This window comes from Streptomyces sp. 150FB, from assembly GCF_000818195.1.
Classification (GTDB): domain Bacteria; phylum Actinomycetota; class Actinomycetes; order Streptomycetales; family Streptomycetaceae; genus Streptomyces.
This window is the reverse complement of the sequence record NZ_JTHL01000001.1, coordinates 8335950-8352037: the sequence shown is the minus strand read 5'-3', so window position 1 is coordinate 8352037 and position 16088 is coordinate 8335950. Positions and strand designations below refer to the sequence as shown.

The following is a 16088-nucleotide window of genomic DNA, read 5'->3' as shown; positions in this document are numbered from 1 at the left end:
CCCGCGCGCTGAGCCGTGGCTCCGGCCACGGCTGAGCAGGACGGCCGTACCCCCGCTGCCGGCAGGGGTACGGCCGTCCTTTCTGTGCCTGCTGTGCCGGACCGCGGTGGGGGTCAGCTCCGCGTGAGCATGAAGAGCGCCCCCCGCGCGGCCTCGGCGTCCGGGGTGTCCCAGCCCCTCACCCGGACGGTGACGCTCTCCCCCGGCAGCAGGGTCAGCAGGCCCCGGTCGGCGACGGCCGCCGGGGAGAGCCGGTCCGCCTGGAGCAGCAGGTCCCGCAGCAGGGTGCGCGCGGTGACGACGACCCCGACATCCCCGGCGCCGTCGGCGGCCGCCAGCTCGACGTCGTACTCCGGCGCGGGGTACGCGAACTCCTTGTCGCGGACCGGGAAGTGAACGGCCCGCTCGCCGTCCGCGTCGGCGACCAGGTACTCCGTCCCTGACGCGGCGTCGGGCAGCAGCTTCTCGGGGACCGGCGCCCCCGCGACCGTACGGGCTCCCGCCGCCAGTTCCACCCGCTCCTCGGCGATCACCTCGCCGCCCGCCGACATCCGGCGCAGCCGTACCGGCGTGTTCCAGTCCGCCCGGGACTGGTTGACGGCGAAGACGACCGGGCGCCCGTCCCTGAGCTGTACGGTCAGCAGCCGGTCCGCGTACAGGCGGCGCAGCTCGTACCAGAGCGGCTTGAGCCTGGCGTCGCTGTCGACAGCGGCCCAGGACGTCACCGGCCAGCAGTCGTTGAGCTGCCAGACGATGGCTCCGGCGCACTCCGGCCAGTGCGAGCGCCAGTGCTCCACGCCGGTGGCGACGGCGCGCACCTGGTTGACCTGCATCAGGTAGTGCCAGCGGTCGAAGTCGCCGGGGACGTCGAAGTGGCGTGCGAGGCCCCGTTCCAGCTTGCCGTTTCCGTCGTCCGCCTTCTGGTGGTGCAGCATCCCGGGCGAGTCGGAGACGAGTTCCTCGCCCGGCAGGGCGCGCCGGAGTGTCGCGTGGGCGGGCGGCGCCTGCCAGCCGAACTCCGCGACGAAGCGCGGCACTTCGTCGAGATAGTCGGTGTAGTCGGTGGTGTTCCACACGTCCCACGAGTGGACGACGCCGTGCGCGGGATCGTTCGGGTGGTGCTCCCACGATCCCGACCAGGGGCTGCCGGCCCAGTACGGACGGCTGGGGTCGATGTCGGCGACCACCCGAGGCAGCAGGCCGAGGTAGTACCCCTCACCCCACGAGTCGCCCTTGAGCTGCTGGTCCCAGTCCCAGAGGCGGAAGCCCCACAGGTTCTCGTTGTTGCCGTTCCACAGTACGAGGCTGGCGTGCGGCATGAGCCGGGCGACGTTCTCGCGCGCCTCGGCCTCGATCTCGGAGCGCATCGGCTGCTCCTCCGGATAGGCCGCGCAGGCGAAGAGGAAGTCCTGCCAGACCATCAGGCCGAGTTCGTCGCAGACGTCGTAGAAGTCGTCGCGCTCGTAGATTCCGCCGCCCCAGACGCGGACGAGGTCCACGTTGGCATCGGCGGCCTGGGTCAGCCGTTCGCGGTAGCGCTCGGTGGTGACGCGGGACGGGAAGACGTCGTCCGGGATCCAGTTGACACCGCGCGCGAAGATCCGCCTCCCGTTGACGACGAGGGTGAATCCGGTGCCGTGCTCGTCGGCCGAGGTGTCGACGGTGACGGTACGGAAGCCGACGCGGCGCTTCCACACGTCGAGCGCGGTCCCGTCCTCGTCGTACAGCGCGACCTCGCAGTCGTACAGCGGCTGTTCGCCGTGGCCGCGCGGCCACCAGAGGCCGGCGTCCGGCACCTCGGCGGTGACGGTCGCAGTGTCCCCCTCGAACCGTACGGAGGCCTCCTGGCCGCCGACCCGCACCGTGGCGGTGAGTGCCCTCCCGGATCCGGACTCCGTGCGCTCGGTGTCGAGCCGTACCTCCACCCGCCCGGTGGTTCCGTCCACGGTGACGAGGGGCCGTACGCGCGCCAGGCGCGCCGTCGACCAGTGCTCCAGCCGCACCTGCTTCCACATCCCGGCGGTGACCAGGACCGGGCCCCAGTCCCAGCCGAAGGCGCAGGCCATCTTGCGGATGAACGACCTCTCGTCGGGATACGCCTCGCTGCGGGCGCCCATCTGTTCGCGCATCGCCTCGGCCGCCGCGTGGGCGGAGGTGAACTCCACGGTGAGCGGGGTCGTGGCGCCGTCGGCGGGGAGTTTGCCGGTGAGGTCGAAGCGGTAGCTCCGGTGCATGTTGGCCGTACGGCCGAGCACCTCGCCGCCGAGGGTGATCTCGGCGACGGTGTCGAGCCCGTCGAAGACCAGGTCGGTGCGCTCGTGCGCGGTGCCGGGCGCGGCGAGCGCGTTCTCGTACGTCCAGTCGGTGTGTCCCACCCACGCGACGTCGAGTTCGTTACGCCCGATGAACGGGTCGGGGATGCGCCCCGCGGCGAGCAGGTCGGTGTGGACACAGCCGGGCACCCGCGCGGGCAGCGCTGCCCCTTCATGCCGCAGGGTCCAGCCATCGGTGAAGGGGATGGCTTCCTTCAGACGAGAGGGGTGGTTGTCGGTCTTCATGATGATCACCTAACGACATGCGGATCGTGCGTGTGCGACGGAGAGCGCGCCCGGGGGACGCGGGTGGCGCGACCGGTACGGGCGGCGCGCGAGTGGAGCGGTACGCGGGGCCCCGCCGGCGCCGGGCGCGCCCGGTCATACCCGCCGGACCTCCAGGAGAAGCGCCTGCGCCGGGTCCAGGGTGGGCAGCGGAACTCCGGCGCCCGCGAGGACCGCCCCGGGCAGCGGGACCCAGCCGCTCAGTGCGGCCGTGAACCACGCGGGACCCGACACCTGGTGCAGCGCGGGCAGGCCCGCCTCGTCGCGTACGCGCACCTCGTAGCGGGCGGCCGGGTCGAGGCCGGGCAGCCGGGTCCGGCCCGCCTGTGCCGGCGCCGAAGTCGCCGTCCTGGCCCAGCAGTAGAGGGCGGCGCCGCCGTCCTCGGCGACCACGCCGTGCAGCAGCGTGGAGTCGTCGTCCAGGTCGGCGCGGACCACCCGGCCGCTGTGCAGCAGCGCCCGTACCTCCTTGTACAGCGCCACCCAGCGGCCCAGCCGGTCCAGTTCCTCGGGGGTGCGGGCGGTCAGGTCGTCCTCGATCCCGGCGTGGCCGAAGAGCGCGGTGAGGTAACGGAAGGACTCGTCGGTGACCCGGCCCGTGGTGTGGCTGCGCGGACCGCCGACATGGGCGCCGATCAGTTCGGGCGGCAGGAGCTGGCCCGTCCAGCGCTGGACGGCCTGGCGCTCCACCGGGTCGTTGCAGTCGGAGGCCCACACCCGGTCCGTACGGGCGAGGACGCCGAGGTCGACCCTGGCCCCGCCGGACGAGCAGCTCTCGATCTCCAGGGCGGGGTGGCGTTCCTTGAGGGCGTCGAGCAGCCGGTAGACGCCCTCGGTCTGGGCGTGCACGCCCGGCCGGTCGCGGCCGCCCGCACCGCGCGCGACGCCCTCGTTGAGGTCGCGGTTGTGGTCCCACTTGAGATAGTCGATGCCGTAGCGGCTGATGAGCGTGTCCAGGGATTTCAGCAGGTAGGCCCAGGCATCCGGGTGCGCCACGTTCAGTACGTACTGATGGCGTGAGCTGCCGCCGAGGCCCACGGAGGGCCCGAGGATCCAGTCGGGGTGCTCGGCGGCGAGAGTCGAGTCGAGGTTGACCATCTCCGGCTCGACCCAGAGCCCGAACTCCATGCCGTGACCGTGCACGCGGTCCGCGAGCGGGCCGAGGCCGTCCGGCCAGACCGTCGCGTCCACGGTCCAGTCGCCGAGGCCCGCCGTGTCGTCGCGGCGGCCGGAGAACCAGCCGTCGTCGAGGACGAGCCGCTCCACACCGATCGCGGCGGCGCGGTCGGTCAGGTCCAGCAACCGGTCCAGCCTGTGGTCGAAGTAGACGGCCTCCCAGGTGTTGAGGGTGAGCGGGCGCGGGGACGCCGGATGCGCGGGCCGTGCCCTGAGCAGGCTGTGGAAGCGGTCGGCGAGACCGTCGAGGCCCTCGCCCGACCAGACGAAGCAGCAGAGGGGCGCGGAGTAGCTGTCGCCGGGCGCGAGCCGGATCTCGCCGGGGGCGAGCAGCTCACCACCGCCCAGGACGGACCCGTGGACACCGGCGCCCTCCGGTGAACGCTCGGCCAGCCAGCGCTGGTTGCCGCTCCACGCGACATGCAGGCCCCACACCTCGCCGGAGCGGAACCCGAAGCCGGGTACGCCCACGGTGAGCAGGTGCGGCGCGTCCTGTCCCGGGCGGCCCCTGCGTACCTCTCTGACATGGCTTCCGTAGGCGAGCGAGCCACGCTGCGGGGCGCGTTCGCGGCACCACTTGCCGGTGAAGTCGAGGATCTCGCCGGCGCGAGCGGGCAGCGGGAGCAGCGTGGTGACGGCGGCGAGGTCGTAGGGCGCCGGGTCCTGGCCGGCTGTCGCGTCCTCGCCGGCCGCGCGTAGCGGGCGCGTGATGTCCGTACGTACGGTGAGCACGCCGGAGGGTTCGAGCCGGTAGGTGAGCGTGAGGTCGAGTCCGCTGACCTCGTCGGCGAGTTCCAGGACCAGTTCGCCGTCCCCTTCCCGCGCCCCGGTCAGCCGTGGCCTCGGGGTGGTCGCGACACCGCCCCTGTGCCCCTGGTGGGCGGGCGTGCCGGTCCAGCCGTCGGCCTCGGTGGGCCAGACGGTGAACCGGCGTGCGTCGTCGGGGGCGTTGTTGAGGACGACGCCGTCGGCGGTCAGGCCGAGCGCGGCGAGGTCGTCCCCCGTCAGCTCGCCGAGGTCCTCGCCCCAGTGCAGGACGCGGGGCAGCGGATCGCCCAGTTCGACGACGAAGCTCACTCCGGCCGCGCGTAGATGGGTGATCCGCGCGGTGGTGCGGGTCATGCGGTGTCCTTTCGGATCAGGGGGCCGGGGGCCAGGAGTGTCCGTCGCACAGCGGGCGTCAGTTCTTCTTCGCCAGCAGCTTCCTGGTCTCCTCGGTCATCTGCTTGAAGATCTCGTCGTCGCTGCTGTGCGCGAAGAACTGCTGGAACATCGGCTGAATGACCGCGCCGATCGCCGTGCCGTTCCCGTACGGCGGGTACGGCAGGACCTGGCCCTTCCGCTGCGCCTCGGTGAAGATCGACAGGTCGACGCCCTTCTTCTTCATCGTCTTCGCCGACGCGTCCATCGCCGACTGGATGGACGGGAAGAAGCTGCCGCCGGCTGACGCCTCGGTCTGGCACTGCGCGGTCGCCATGTACGAGACCCACTTCCAGGTGAGGTCGGGGTGCTTGGTGCCGGACCAGATGGTGTTGCCGTTGGAGCCGCCGATCATCGCGCGCGTGCCGTCGGGTCCTGCGGCGTTCGGCGCGATACCGACCTTGATCTTCGGGATCTGGGCGAACTGCGCGGCCTCCCAGGAACCGCCCGGATACATGGCGATCTTCCCCGAGCTGATCATGTCCACACCGCTGGGCACATTGCCCGCCGAGGCGAACTCCCCGTCCTTCGGGGCGAATCCCTTGTCGGTCAGATCACGGAAGTAGTTCATGGTCTTCACGAAGCGCGGGTCGTCGTAGTTGAACGCCGTCGGCCAGGACGCCTTGTTCCCTATCCGCCAGCCCAGCGAGGTGACGAAGGGACTCCAGGTGGTCTGGCCGGTGAAGTCCTTGGTGGTCATGGGGCCGACGCCGTAGGTCACGACATGGTTCTTGTCGAACCCCGGCTGGTCGCCGCGTATCCCCTTCCTGTCGACGGTGAGGTGCGCGACCATCTTCCCGAAGGTGCCGCCGTTGTCCGGGTTCCAGTTGAGATCGGAAACCTCGGCGGGGGTGTAACCGGCCTTCTTGAGCGCGCCCTCGTTGTAGTAGAGGGCGGCGGACGCCCAGTCGAGCGGCAGCCCGTACTGCTTGCCGTCCTTGTACTTCCAGGCGTCCACACCGACCGAGAACTTGTTGATGTCGAAGTGGGTCTTCTTCATCATCGGATCGAGCGGCATGAGCTGGTCGAGCGAGGCGTACTGCTGGAGGTACTGCACGCTGTCCATGAAGGCGTCGGGAGCGGTGCCGGCGACAAAGCCCGCCAGCAGCTTGGTGAAGTAGTCCAGGCTGTTGTAGTGCGAGATCTTCACCTTGACGCCGGGGTTGGCCTTCTCGAAGGAGGTCGCGCAGGCCTGGTAGCCGACGGCCTGCTTGTCGTCCCAGGTCCACCAGTTGATCGTGGTCTGCCCGGCGTCCGACTGCGTGCCGCCGCAGGCGCTCAGCAGGGCGGCCATGGCGGAGGCGGCGAGGACGGCGGTGAGCTTGCGCCGCGTACGCCGTGTGGTCCGGATCTTCATCGTTCCTCGTTTCCTGGAGTCGGCACGGGTGGGGTGAGCGCGGTACGGAAGGCGGCGAGTACGCCGGCCACGTCCTCGGAGCCGCCCGCCTCGTGCCCGTTGAACTCCCATGTCCTGATCCGCTTGGGCCCCGCGTAGGCGTGGTAGGCGCCGAAGGCGGTGGACGGCGGGCAGATGTCGTCCATCAGCCCGGTCGAGAAGTACGCGGGCGCCGACGCCCTGCGCGCGAAGCCGACGCCGTCGAAGTACGACAGCGTGGTGAGGACGGCCTCGGCCGACCGCCGGCGCGCGCCGAGGTAGCCGGTGAGTTCCGCGTACGGAGCTGTCCCCGTGACGCGCAGCGCGCGGCGTACGTCGGTCAGGAACGGCGCCTGGAAGTACGCGGCCGCGAGGTCCGGCACCAGTCCGGCGACGGCGAGCGCGATCCCGCCGCCCTGGCTGCCGCCGCCCACAGCGACCCGCGCGGGATCGACCATGCCGAGGGAGCGTACGGCGTCGACCGCGCGCACCGCGTCGGTGAAGACGCGGCGGTAGTAGTACGTCTCCTTGTCCTCGATGCCCCGGGTGAGGAACCCGGGGTAGGCGGGGCCGCTGCCCACCGGATCGTCCGTCGCTCCGCCGGCCGCGTGGGCGGCGCCCTGACCGCGCGCGTCCACCAGCAGGTGCGCGTAGCCGGCGGATGCCCACAGCAGGTCGTCGTAGGGTCCGCCGCGACCGCTCCCGTAGCCGTGGAACTGCACGACGGCCGGGAGCGCTTCGGCGCGCTCGTGCGGCAGCCGCAGCCAGGCGCGTACGGGGTGCCCGCCGTATCCGGCGAACTCCATGTCGTACACGTCCACGGTCCTGAGTTCGGTGCGGACGGGTGTCAGGGAGAAGTCGCGACCGGCCACGCGCGCGGTGTCCAGGGTGGACTTCCAGAACGCGTCGAAGTCGTCCGGCTCCTCGTACCCGCTGCGGTACTCCCACAGCGCGGCCTCGTCCAGGTCGCTCAGCATGCCGGCCTCAGCGCCGCGTCGAGGGTGGTCGCCTCGCCGATCGCGAGGCGCAGGGTCGTCTCGCCGTCGCGGTGGCGGATACGGACCGGATCGGCGGGCTCCCCAGCGATCCTGCGGACCGTCACCGTGCTGAGCTGCCCGTCCTGCCAGCTCAGATCGGCCTCCAGGCCGCCCCGGCAGCGCAGTCCGGTGGCCGTGCCCTCCCGCCAGGCGGTGGGCAGCGCGGGCAGCAGCCGCAGGGTGTCGCCGTGGCTCTGGAGGACGAGTTCGGCGAGGGCGGCGGTGAAGCCGTAGTTCCCGTCGATCTGGAACGGCGGGTGGGTGCTGAACAGGTTCGGCAGCAGGCCGCCCCACTGCGAGCCGTCGACCGGCGCGTGCGCCGACTCGTCGTACGACAGCGGCCTGACGGCCTCCAGGAAGAGGTCCCTCGCCGTGTCGCCGTCACCGAGCCGGCCGCGCAGGGCGATCTTCCACGCCCAGGACCAGCCCATCGCGCCGGGGCCGCGCCGCTCCAGCAACTTCACTGCGGCCGTGGCGAGTTCGGGTGTAGTGACGGGGTCGATCTGGTCGAGCGGGAAGACCGTGACCATCTGCGACATGTGCCGGTGGTCGGGGTCGACCTCGGTCAGGTCGTCGGCCCACTCCTGGAGCCAGCCGCCCCCGGCGATCGCGGGCGTACGCAGCCGGGGCAGCGCGGCCCTGATCTCCGCGCGGAGCGGGTCGTCGATGCCGAGGATGGCGGCGGCGGCGAGGCAGCGTTCGAAGAGTGCCCTGATCAGGGCGGTGTCCATGGTGGTGGAGTGGGTCAGCGACTCGGGCGTGCCGGCCTCGGAGAAGAACAGGTTCTCCGGCGAGGTGGCGGGGAGGGTGTCGAGGAATCCGTCCTCGCCCTCCACCAGCCAGTCCAGGCAGAAGGCGGCCTGTCCGGCGAGGAGCGGCCAGGCGCGCTCGCGCAGGAAGCCGGTGTCGCGGGTGAAGTCGTAGTGGTCCCAGAGGTGTTGGGTCAGCCAGGTGCCGCCCATCATCCAGATCGCCCAGGAGGGGTTGCCGTGTCCCGCGCCCACCGGCAGCGACCAGCCCCACATGTCGCTGTTGTGATGGGCGACCCAGCCGCGCGCGTCGTACAACTCACGGGCGACGTCGGTGCCGTTCACCGCGATGCGGTCGAGCAGGTCGAAGAGGGGCAGGGCGCACTCGGCTAGGCCCGTGGTCTCGGCGAGCCAGTAGTTCATCTCCGTATTGATGTTGAGGGTGTAGTTCGACGACCAGGCGGGGTGCAGCTCCTCGTTCCAGATGCCCTGGAGGTTGGCGGGAGGGCCTGCGCCCGGGCGGGATGAGGAGGCGAGCAGATAGCGGCCGAGCTGGAACATCACGGTGGCGGTGAGAGCGTCGTCGGCGCCGGAGAGGATGTCGTCGGCGACGTCGAAGGTGCCCGCCCTGCGCGGTCCGATCCGCAGGGCGGAGGACGCGAGCAGGGTCCGCAGGTCGTCCTGGTGCTCCTTCAGGAGCCTGGCAGGCCCGGTGGCGAGGGCCAGTTCGGCGGACTCGGCGGCCTCGGCGCGGTGTTCCGTACGGCTCTTCGCTCCGGTACGGGACCAGTGGGCGGCTGCCGAGGTGGAGGAGGCCACGGTGATCAGGGCGCGGGTCATCCCCCGGGCGCTCCAGCGGCCGCCCTCGGCGCTCACCTCGCCGTCGGTGTCGACGCGGACGGCGAGCGCGGCGTACGGGTCGTACCCGCCGGTCGTCGGCCCGTCGGGGGTCGAGCCCGCCCCGTACCGCAGCGGCTCGGGCACGTCCGGCTCATGGAGGGGGGCGCCGTCCTCGGGCACCGCCACCCCGATGACCAGCCCGGAGTGGTCCTGCTCCCGGTCGAGTTCGCGGAGCGGCGACGTGAGGTCCAGGGTCATGCCGAGGGTCTTGCCGACCACCCCGGAGCTGTCCCCGCCGGAGTCGGCCGTCACCTCTATGCACAGGGCTCCGGCGGGCCGGCTGATCCAGCTCCTTCGGCGTACGGTGCGCGCGCCGAAGGCGATGTGCTCCTCCACGACGCCGCTGTCCAGATTGAGGGTGCGGCCGAGGAAGGTGCCCGGGGCCTCGCTCACGTCGTCTTCGAGGCCCATGGATTCAAGGCCCATGGTGAGGTCGGCGAAGGGCAGGAACTCCTGGCTGTAGTCGCCCTCGAAGGACATCAGCAGCGACTCGGCGCGCCGGTGGTCCCCGGCCGTGACGGCGGTACGGATCTCAGCGAGGCGCTCCGGTCCGGCGCCCCCTGCCCGTACGGCTTCCAGCGCACGCGCGGGCCCTTCGGGCGTCCCGGACCAGACGGTGGAGTCGTTGATCTGGAACCTGGCGGCGCCGACCCCGCCGAAGACCATGGCGCCCAGCCTGCCGTTGCCCAGGGGCGCGGCCTCGGTCCAGGTCTCGGCGGGCCCGGGCCAGCGGAGCCTCAGGTCGTCGGGTGTGGAACTGTCGTTCATGGATGCGTACTTCCTACTTCAGGCCGGTGAAGCCGATGGAGTTGACGATGCGCCGGCCGAAGACCATGAACAGCAACAGCATCGGGAGGGCCGCGATCAGGGTGGCTGCCATCAGTCCGGCCCAGTCGGGGGCGGCCTGCGGGGAGGACTGCTTGAAGACGCCGAGGGCGAGGGTGAGCGGCCGTACGCCCTCACCGTTGGTGACCAGCAGCGGCCAGAAGTAGTCGTTCCAGGTGTTGATGAAGGTGAGCAGCGAGAGGGTCGCGATCGGGGCCGCCGTCATCGGGAGCGTGATCTTGAAGAAGATCCGCATCCGCGAGGCGCCGTCCATGATGGCCGCCTCTTCGATCTCCGTGGAGAGCCCGAGCATGAACTGCCTGAGGAAGAAGATGTTGAAGGCGGAGAAGAGCGCGCCGGGCAGGACGAGGCCAGCGAAGGAGTCCATCAGGCCGAGGTTGCGGACCAGGACGAAGTTCGGCAGCAGGGTGAGGATGCCGGGCACCATCAGCGCGCAGAGCAGCACGGTGAAGACCGCGTCGCGGCCCTTCCAGCGCAGCCGGGCGAACGCGTAGGAGGCCAGCGCCGAGAAGAACACGACGAGCGCGGTCTGCACGGTCGCGTAGATCACCGAGTTACGGAGGTAGAGCGCCGTGCTCAGGGACGCGCCGGAGCCGCCCTGGGCCTGGGCCTCGGCCGTGGAGGCGAGACCGAGCGCCCGCTTGAAGGCACCGAAGGTGAAGTCCACGGGCAGGAGGGAGGACGGATCGGTGGGCAGCGCCACGGTGTTGGAGAACGCCGTCCGCAGGATCCAGTAGAAGGGGAAGATGGTGACGACGAGCACAATGGCGACATAGACCCAGGCGATCGCCTTGCCGGGGGCGAATCGCGAGCGCGGCCCGGCTGTCGTGACGGGTGACGACACGGTGGACATGGACCGGCTCCTCAGCTCAGGTCGGATTCGTTGGCGCGGGCCAGCCGCATCTGGGTGAAGGTGATGGCGATGAGCATCACGAACAGCGCCAGTGACATCGTCGAGGCGTAGCCGAAGTCCAGCTCGCCGAAGGCCTTCTCGTAGATGTACTGCTGGAGCACGTTGGACGCGTTGGCGGGACCGCCCTCCGTGGTGACCTGGACGATGTCGAAGACCTGGAAGGACCCGATCACCGTCAGGATCACCACCATGACCAGGATCGGCCGCAGCAGTGGCACGGTCAGCCGGCGGAACATCTGTATCTCACTGGCGCCGTCGAGCCGGCCGGCCTCGTAGACCGTCGGCGGGATCGTCTGGAGCCCGGCGAAGATCAGTACGGCGTTGTAGCCCATGGACTTCCAGATACTGATCGCGGCGAGCGAGGGCACCGCCCAGTGGCTGTCGCCGAAGAACAGCAGATGCTGTCCGGTGACCTTCTCGATCAGCTCGCTGACGATTCCGAGCTGCGGGTCGAGCATCCACTGCCAGACGAGCGCGGCGACCACGCCCGAGATCAGGAAGGGCAGGATGATCAGCCCCCGGATGACGGTGGAAGCGGTCAGCCGGTGCAGTACGACGGCGGTGATCAGGGAGAAGAGCACTCCCAGGATCACCGAGAGGAGCACGAAGTAGACGGTGACCCAGAGGGAGTGCCAGAAGACGCTGTCGGCGAACAGCTCGCGGAAGTTGGCGAGGCCGACCCAGCGGGCCGGCGTGAGGATATGGAAGTCGGTGAAGCTGAAGTAAAGGCCCCGCACGGTCGGATAGGCGAAGAAGACAAGGAATCCGATGACCGCGGGTGTGATGAGCAGCCACGCCAGTTTCGCGTCGCTGCGGCGGCGGGTGGCCGCCGCGGGGGTTCGCTGCGGGCGCCCTCCCGCCCAGCGCCCCGGTGCGGCCGGCTGGTCTTTCACGATCTGCGCCACGGCGCACTCCTAGGCACTCGTGCTGCTAGAGGATGATCTGGTCGATGTCGGCGACATAGTCGCCGGGGTTCCCGATCTGGATGGTGTTCTCTCCTGCTGTGAGCTGGACGGGCACGGTCACCGCCTGCGGGGTGTCCCAGTCGTTGTCACCGGAGCCGGGGAAGGGCACCTGGACCGTCTTTCCGTTGACGGTGATCACACCGACGCGTCCGGAGTCCCCGTCGGTGTAGCCGATGGTGGCGAGGTAGGTACCGGCGCCCGGCGCCTTGATTTTTTTGAAGGTCACCGAGGCGGCGACACCGAGGCTGCCTGCCTTCTTGCCGCCCGAGCACTTCGCGCAGTCCGCCACCGAGGCACCGCCCTCCAGGGTCGCCGCCTCACCCTGGTGGGCCGTCGGCCCGCCCGTGTCGGGCGTGGTGACGGGTACGGGTGTGCTCGCGGGCGACGTACGGCCGCGGGAGTCGACGGCGACGACGGTGAAGGTGTGCGCCGAAGCGGCGCCGAGTCCGGCGACGGTGGCCGAGGTGGCGCCACCGCCGGCCGAGGCGACCTTGCGGGCGCCGTCACGGATGTCGTAGCGGACGACCGACGTACCACGGACCGGAGTGGCCGGGTCCCAGGCGAGCGACACACTGGTGGGTTCGGCCGAGGTGCCGCGGACGCCGGTGGGAACAGTGGGCGCCTTGGCCGCGCCGGGGGTGATGGTGAGCAACCGCGAACCGTGGGCGGGGAGTTGGGCACTGAAGCTGCCGGTGCTGCGCCCCAGGTCCTTCTTGCTCCACACGTCGTGCACGCTCGCCGTACCGCTGATGCCGAGATCGGACCAGTCGGCCTCGGTGGTGGCCGGGGAGGCGCCGAGGTTGAACAGCGCGACGGTGTAGCTGCCGTCGGCGTTGCGCACGGACCAGGTCTGCTGGTCGGACGTCTGGCTGACCGGCTTGGCGGGGCGGCCCGCCTGGTTGATCGCGATGGCCTCGTCGTTGGTGAGCAGCGACAGGCCGTACGGGTCGAGCTTGGTCAGGTCGTCGCCGATGTAGAGCGGGGACGCCTCGATGGCCCAGAGCGTCATGTAACTCTGTCGCTCGGCCTGGGTGAGGCCGTCCATCTCGGCGTTGCCGACGTTGAGCGAGTCGAGGTTGTTCCAGTGGCCGGGGCCCGCGTCGGGGATCCACTGGACGACGTCGTGCCAGCGCTGCTTGACCGAGTTGTTCCAGGTGACGAGGGTGTCGCAGTAGCACTCGACGTCCGTGTCGACGCGCCAGCCGTTGCTGTTCTGCTTCCAGGCGGCCGCGTACGCGTGGCTCAGCGACCAGGAGATGGTGAACTCGATCGGACGGCCGGTCGCGTCGAGCGCCTTGCGCCAGGCCGCGACGTCGGCGCGGTTGTCGTAGTTGTCGCCGCCCTTGAACGAACCGGGGCCCACACCGTCGAGCTTGAGGAAGTCGACGCCCCAGCTCGCGTAGAGGTCGGCGATGGAGTCCGCGTAGGCCTGGGAGCAGGGGTTCGCGTAGTCGATCTTGTACGAGCTGTCCCAGCCGTTGGTCTTGCGCAGGTCCGGGTAGACCAGGTCCTTGGTGGTACAGCCGGGTGCACCGTAGATGGGCGTCGCGCCTCCGCCGTACGCGTTCACGTCGAGGCCGACCGCCTCGTAGATGCCCACCTTGAGACCCTTGGCGTGCAGCTTGTCGGCGATGTACTTGATGCCGTGGGGGAAGGTCTTGGGGTTGGCGGCGGGCCTGCCGTACTGGTCGAGGTGGTCCGTCCAGCCCGCGTCGATGTTGATGTAGTCGTATCCGTGCTGCTTGAGCTTGGAGGCCATGACGTCGGCCTGCTGGAGTATGTGCTGCTCGTTGAGCCAGCTCTCGGCGCCGGTGGGGTTGACGCCGGGGTAGTTGGTGGCTTCGAGGCTCCAACTGCTCCAGCCCATGTAGGGCTTCTGGGCGAGCTTGGGCTGCTGGATGGGCTTGGACTGCTCGGGGGCCGGTGTGTTGTGCGCGCCGGACGCGGCTGTCGGCGCGTCGCTCACGGTGGAGGGGTGCTGAACCGCCGCGTCCGCCGCCGTCGCCGCGGGGCCGGTGAGACCGGCAGCCAGTGCGGAGGCCGCGAGCACACCGAGCGCACGCGCCCACCGGTTTCTCGCGATGCCCCGGACCGCTCCCGCTCGTCCCGCGGTGCGACCTGACAGTGCCATGGATGCTCCATCTCGCCGCCTCGTTGCGGCTGTTCATGGACGGTGTCCTTGCCGGGCTCCTGGTGGTGCGGCCTCAACGGCTCATCGAGCGGCCGGACACCTGGGCTCCCTCCGTGGGGAAGGGAGCGCCGCGACTGTAGGCAGGGTTTCCTTCCAGGGTCAATATATTGTTGGCGAATGTTTTGGAGCGGCGTGGGCATGGATCAGCAGTAACGAGAGGTGATAGAGGGAGGTTTCCCAGGAACCCCTTGGCACTCCAGGAGGAAACCCCCGAGAGAAAAACACCCCCGTTGCCTTCCAAGAGAAGGTAATCTCTCTCTGTGAGCCTCTCCCAACAGCCACCCGCGGCTGCCCTGGTGTTCCAGACCCTGCTGACCCAGGGCCCGCTGACCCGGGCCGAACTGGGCCGGCGTACCGGACTCTCGTCGGGCGCCGTCACCAAGGTGTCGACGCCCCTGCTCGCCGACGGCTGGATCAGCGAGATCGGCCAGCCGACGGGTGAACGGCAGCCGGGCCGGCCGGCCACCCTGGTCGCCGTACGGGCGGACCGGGCACGCTTCATCGGCGTGAAGGTCACGGCGGACGAACTGATCGGCGTACTCGCCGACTTGACGGCAACCCCTCTCGCCACCCGCCGCGCGACCCTCGACTCACGGGATGTGGGCACGGTCGTACGCGCGATCGCCCGCCTCGTCGGGAAGCTGACGGCCGAGGGCGGCGGTGCGCACACGGCCGCCGAGGTACACAGCGTGGGCGTGACGATCTCCGGGGATGTGGACGGGCATACGGGGGCGGTGCGTTACTCGCCGTTCCTGGACTGGCGGGGCGTACAGCTCGCCCAGTTGGTCGAGACGGCGACGGGCATCCCGACCGTCATCGACAACGACGTACGGGCCCTGACCGTGGCCGAGCAGTGGTTCGGCTCGGGGGTCGGACTGTCGTCGTTCGCACTGGTCACGGTGGGCGCCGGGATCGGCTGCGGCATCTCGGTCAACGGCCGTGTGGTCACGGGCGCCCACGGCGTCTCGGGCGAGATCGCCCACCTCCCGGTGAGCGGCTCGGACCGCGTCTGCACCTGCGGGAACACGGGCTGCGTGGAGGCGGTCGCCTCGGCCCAGGCCATCGTCGACCAGGTACGCCAGGACACCGGCGACCGCACACTCTCCCTGGACGACGCGGTCCGCCTGGCGCACAGCGGCGACCCGGCGGCACGGGCCGTCTTCACCCGGGCGGGGCGCGCACTGGGGCTGGCGATCGCGTCGGTGGCCAACCTGTTCGGCCCGGAACGCGTCATCATCTCGGGTGAGGGCGTGGCGTCGTACGACCTGTTCGCCGACCAGATACGCCAATCATTCACAGCCCAGGCGTTCGGCACGGCGGCGGACTGCGACCTGGTCGTACGACCGCTGCCGTTCGAGGCCTGGGCGAGGGGCGGAGCGGCGGTGGCGGCACAGCGGCTGTTCGCGCCGCTGGCGGGGGGTCGGTAGGGCGGTCGGGTGCCGGTCGGGGGGGCGGTAGGGCGGTCGGGTGCCTATATTCCTGTCCATGTCGATGCTCACGCCTGAGATGCAACTGCTCCGCCCGGACCACGCGCCCGCGCTGCTCGCCTTCGAGCAGGAGAACCGGGCGTACTTCGCCGCGTCCATCCCCGACCGGGGCGATGACTACTTCGCGAGGTTCGCCGACCGACACCGCGCCCTGCTGGCCGAACAGGAGGCCGGCATCTGCTACTTCCACGTACTGGTCGACGCCGAAGGCAAGGTGCTGGGGCGGATCAACCTGATGGACGCGGTGGACGGCGAAGCCGAACTCGGATACCGGATCGCCGAGCACGCCGCGGGCCGAGGGCTGGCCACGTGGGCCGTACGGGAGATATGCAACCGCGCGGCCACCAGCTACGGACTGACCACCTTGCGCGCCGGGGCGACACTGGACAACGCGGCGTCGCGGGCGGTACTGACGAAGTCAGGCTTCACAGTGACGGGCGAGAGGCGGCTGTCGGGGCGGCCGGGGTTGTCTTATCGACGGTCGGTGGTGGGGTGAGGACGCGGGAAGGGATCGGCGCCCTCTCCCGGTTGGCTCAGCGGCGAACTGCAGGCTGTGATGGCGGGTGTGGTGGGCGCCGATGGACGCGGGAGGGTGCGTGGTTGCTGGCTGATCGGGCGGGGTGCGGGCTGTTTTTGGGTGCGGGTTCAGGCA

At 70.4% G+C, this 16088-nt stretch carries 11 protein-coding genes; 3 read left to right on the top strand and 8 right to left on the bottom strand.

The features are described 5' to 3' along the window. Nucleotides 1–113: 113 nt before the first annotated feature. From QR77_RS35760 to QR77_RS35725, 8 genes are all read right to left on the bottom strand, one after another. On the bottom strand, nucleotides 114–2558 hold the full coding sequence (locus QR77_RS35760; protein WP_236710948.1) for a glycoside hydrolase family 2 protein: 2445 nt from the start codon (nucleotides 2556–2558) through the stop codon (nucleotides 114–116). 135 nt (nucleotides 2559–2693) lie between these two features. Further along, a complete protein-coding gene (locus QR77_RS35755) occupies nucleotides 2694–4895 on the bottom strand; it encodes an alpha-galactosidase (RefSeq protein ID WP_040026154.1) in 2202 nt (733 codons plus the stop codon). Between the two features lie 58 nt (nucleotides 4896–4953). Beyond that, nucleotides 4954–6330 (bottom strand): sugar ABC transporter substrate-binding protein, encoded by a 1377-nt coding sequence (locus QR77_RS35750; protein WP_040026153.1) that lies wholly within the window; start codon nucleotides 6328–6330, stop codon nucleotides 4954–4956. Then, a complete protein-coding gene (locus tag QR77_RS35745; RefSeq protein ID WP_040026152.1) occupies nucleotides 6327–7325 on the bottom strand; it encodes an acetylxylan esterase in 999 nt (332 codons plus the stop codon). Before QR77_RS35745 ends, QR77_RS35750 begins: the two co-directional genes overlap by 4 nt. Next, nucleotides 7319–9802, bottom strand: coding sequence for a glycoside hydrolase N-terminal domain-containing protein (locus QR77_RS35740; protein WP_040026151.1), 2484 nt, complete (start codon nucleotides 9800–9802; stop codon nucleotides 7319–7321). The genes QR77_RS35745 and QR77_RS35740 overlap by 7 nt, the downstream gene beginning before the upstream one ends. Before the next feature lie 13 nt (nucleotides 9803–9815). Further along, nucleotides 9816–10733: a carbohydrate ABC transporter permease gene (locus QR77_RS35735; protein WP_052489304.1), complete on the bottom strand. Its 918-nt coding sequence runs from the start codon at nucleotides 10731–10733 to the stop codon at nucleotides 9816–9818. A gap of 11 nt (nucleotides 10734–10744) precedes the next feature. Continuing rightward, the gene (locus QR77_RS35730) at nucleotides 10745–11698 is read right to left on the bottom strand and encodes a sugar ABC transporter permease (RefSeq protein WP_078877560.1); all 954 of its coding nucleotides are present in this window, start codon (nucleotides 11696–11698) and stop codon (nucleotides 10745–10747) included. A gap of 25 nt (nucleotides 11699–11723) precedes the next feature. Beyond that, nucleotides 11724–13889: a hypothetical protein gene (locus QR77_RS35725; RefSeq protein ID WP_078877558.1), complete on the bottom strand. Its 2166-nt coding sequence runs from the start codon at nucleotides 13887–13889 to the stop codon at nucleotides 11724–11726. Between the two features lie 2 nt (nucleotides 13890–13891). On the opposite strand from QR77_RS35725, the gene QR77_RS47140 reads away from it, so the two are divergent. The 3 genes from QR77_RS47140 (at nucleotide 13892) to QR77_RS35715 (ending at nucleotide 15932) form a co-directional block, all read left to right on the top strand. Then, nucleotides 13892–14029 (top strand): hypothetical protein, encoded by a 138-nt coding sequence (locus tag QR77_RS47140; protein WP_160310986.1) that lies wholly within the window; start codon nucleotides 13892–13894, stop codon nucleotides 14027–14029. 180 nt (nucleotides 14030–14209) lie between these two features. Next, on the top strand, nucleotides 14210–15376 hold the full coding sequence (locus tag QR77_RS35720) for an ROK family transcriptional regulator (RefSeq protein ID WP_040026150.1): 1167 nt from the start codon (nucleotides 14210–14212) through the stop codon (nucleotides 15374–15376). Between the two features lie 58 nt (nucleotides 15377–15434). Next, nucleotides 15435–15932, top strand: a complete 498-nt coding sequence (locus QR77_RS35715; RefSeq protein ID WP_201778850.1) for a GNAT family N-acetyltransferase — start codon at nucleotides 15435–15437, stop codon at nucleotides 15930–15932. Nucleotides 15933–16088 lie beyond the last annotated feature (156 nt).

Bases quoted from the DNA above. Each gene is read 5' to 3' on its own strand.
- QR77_RS35760 (WP_236710948.1), bottom strand. From the start codon at position 2,558: ATGAAGACCGACAACCACCCCTCTCGTCTGAAGGAAGCCATCCCCTTC.
- QR77_RS35735 (WP_052489304.1), bottom strand. From the start codon at position 10,733: ATGTCCACCGTGTCGTCACCCGTCACGACAGCCGGGCCGCGCTCGCGA.
- QR77_RS35750 (WP_040026153.1), bottom strand. From the start codon at position 6,330: ATGAAGATCCGGACCACACGGCGTACGCGGCGCAAGCTCACCGCCGTC.
- QR77_RS35725 (WP_078877558.1), bottom strand. From the start codon at position 13,889: ATGGCACTGTCAGGTCGCACCGCGGGACGAGCGGGAGCGGTCCGGGGC.
- QR77_RS35755 (WP_040026154.1), bottom strand. From the start codon at position 4,895: ATGACCCGCACCACCGCGCGGATCACCCATCTACGCGCGGCCGGAGTG.
- QR77_RS35715 (WP_201778850.1), top strand. From the start codon at position 15,435: ATGTCGATGCTCACGCCTGAGATGCAACTGCTCCGCCCGGACCACGCG.
- QR77_RS47140 (WP_160310986.1), top strand. From the start codon at position 13,892: ATGCTCCATCTCGCCGCCTCGTTGCGGCTGTTCATGGACGGTGTCCTT.
- QR77_RS35740 (WP_040026151.1), bottom strand. From the start codon at position 9,802: ATGAACGACAGTTCCACACCCGACGACCTGAGGCTCCGCTGGCCCGGG.
- QR77_RS35745 (WP_040026152.1), bottom strand. From the start codon at position 7,325: ATGCTGAGCGACCTGGACGAGGCCGCGCTGTGGGAGTACCGCAGCGGG.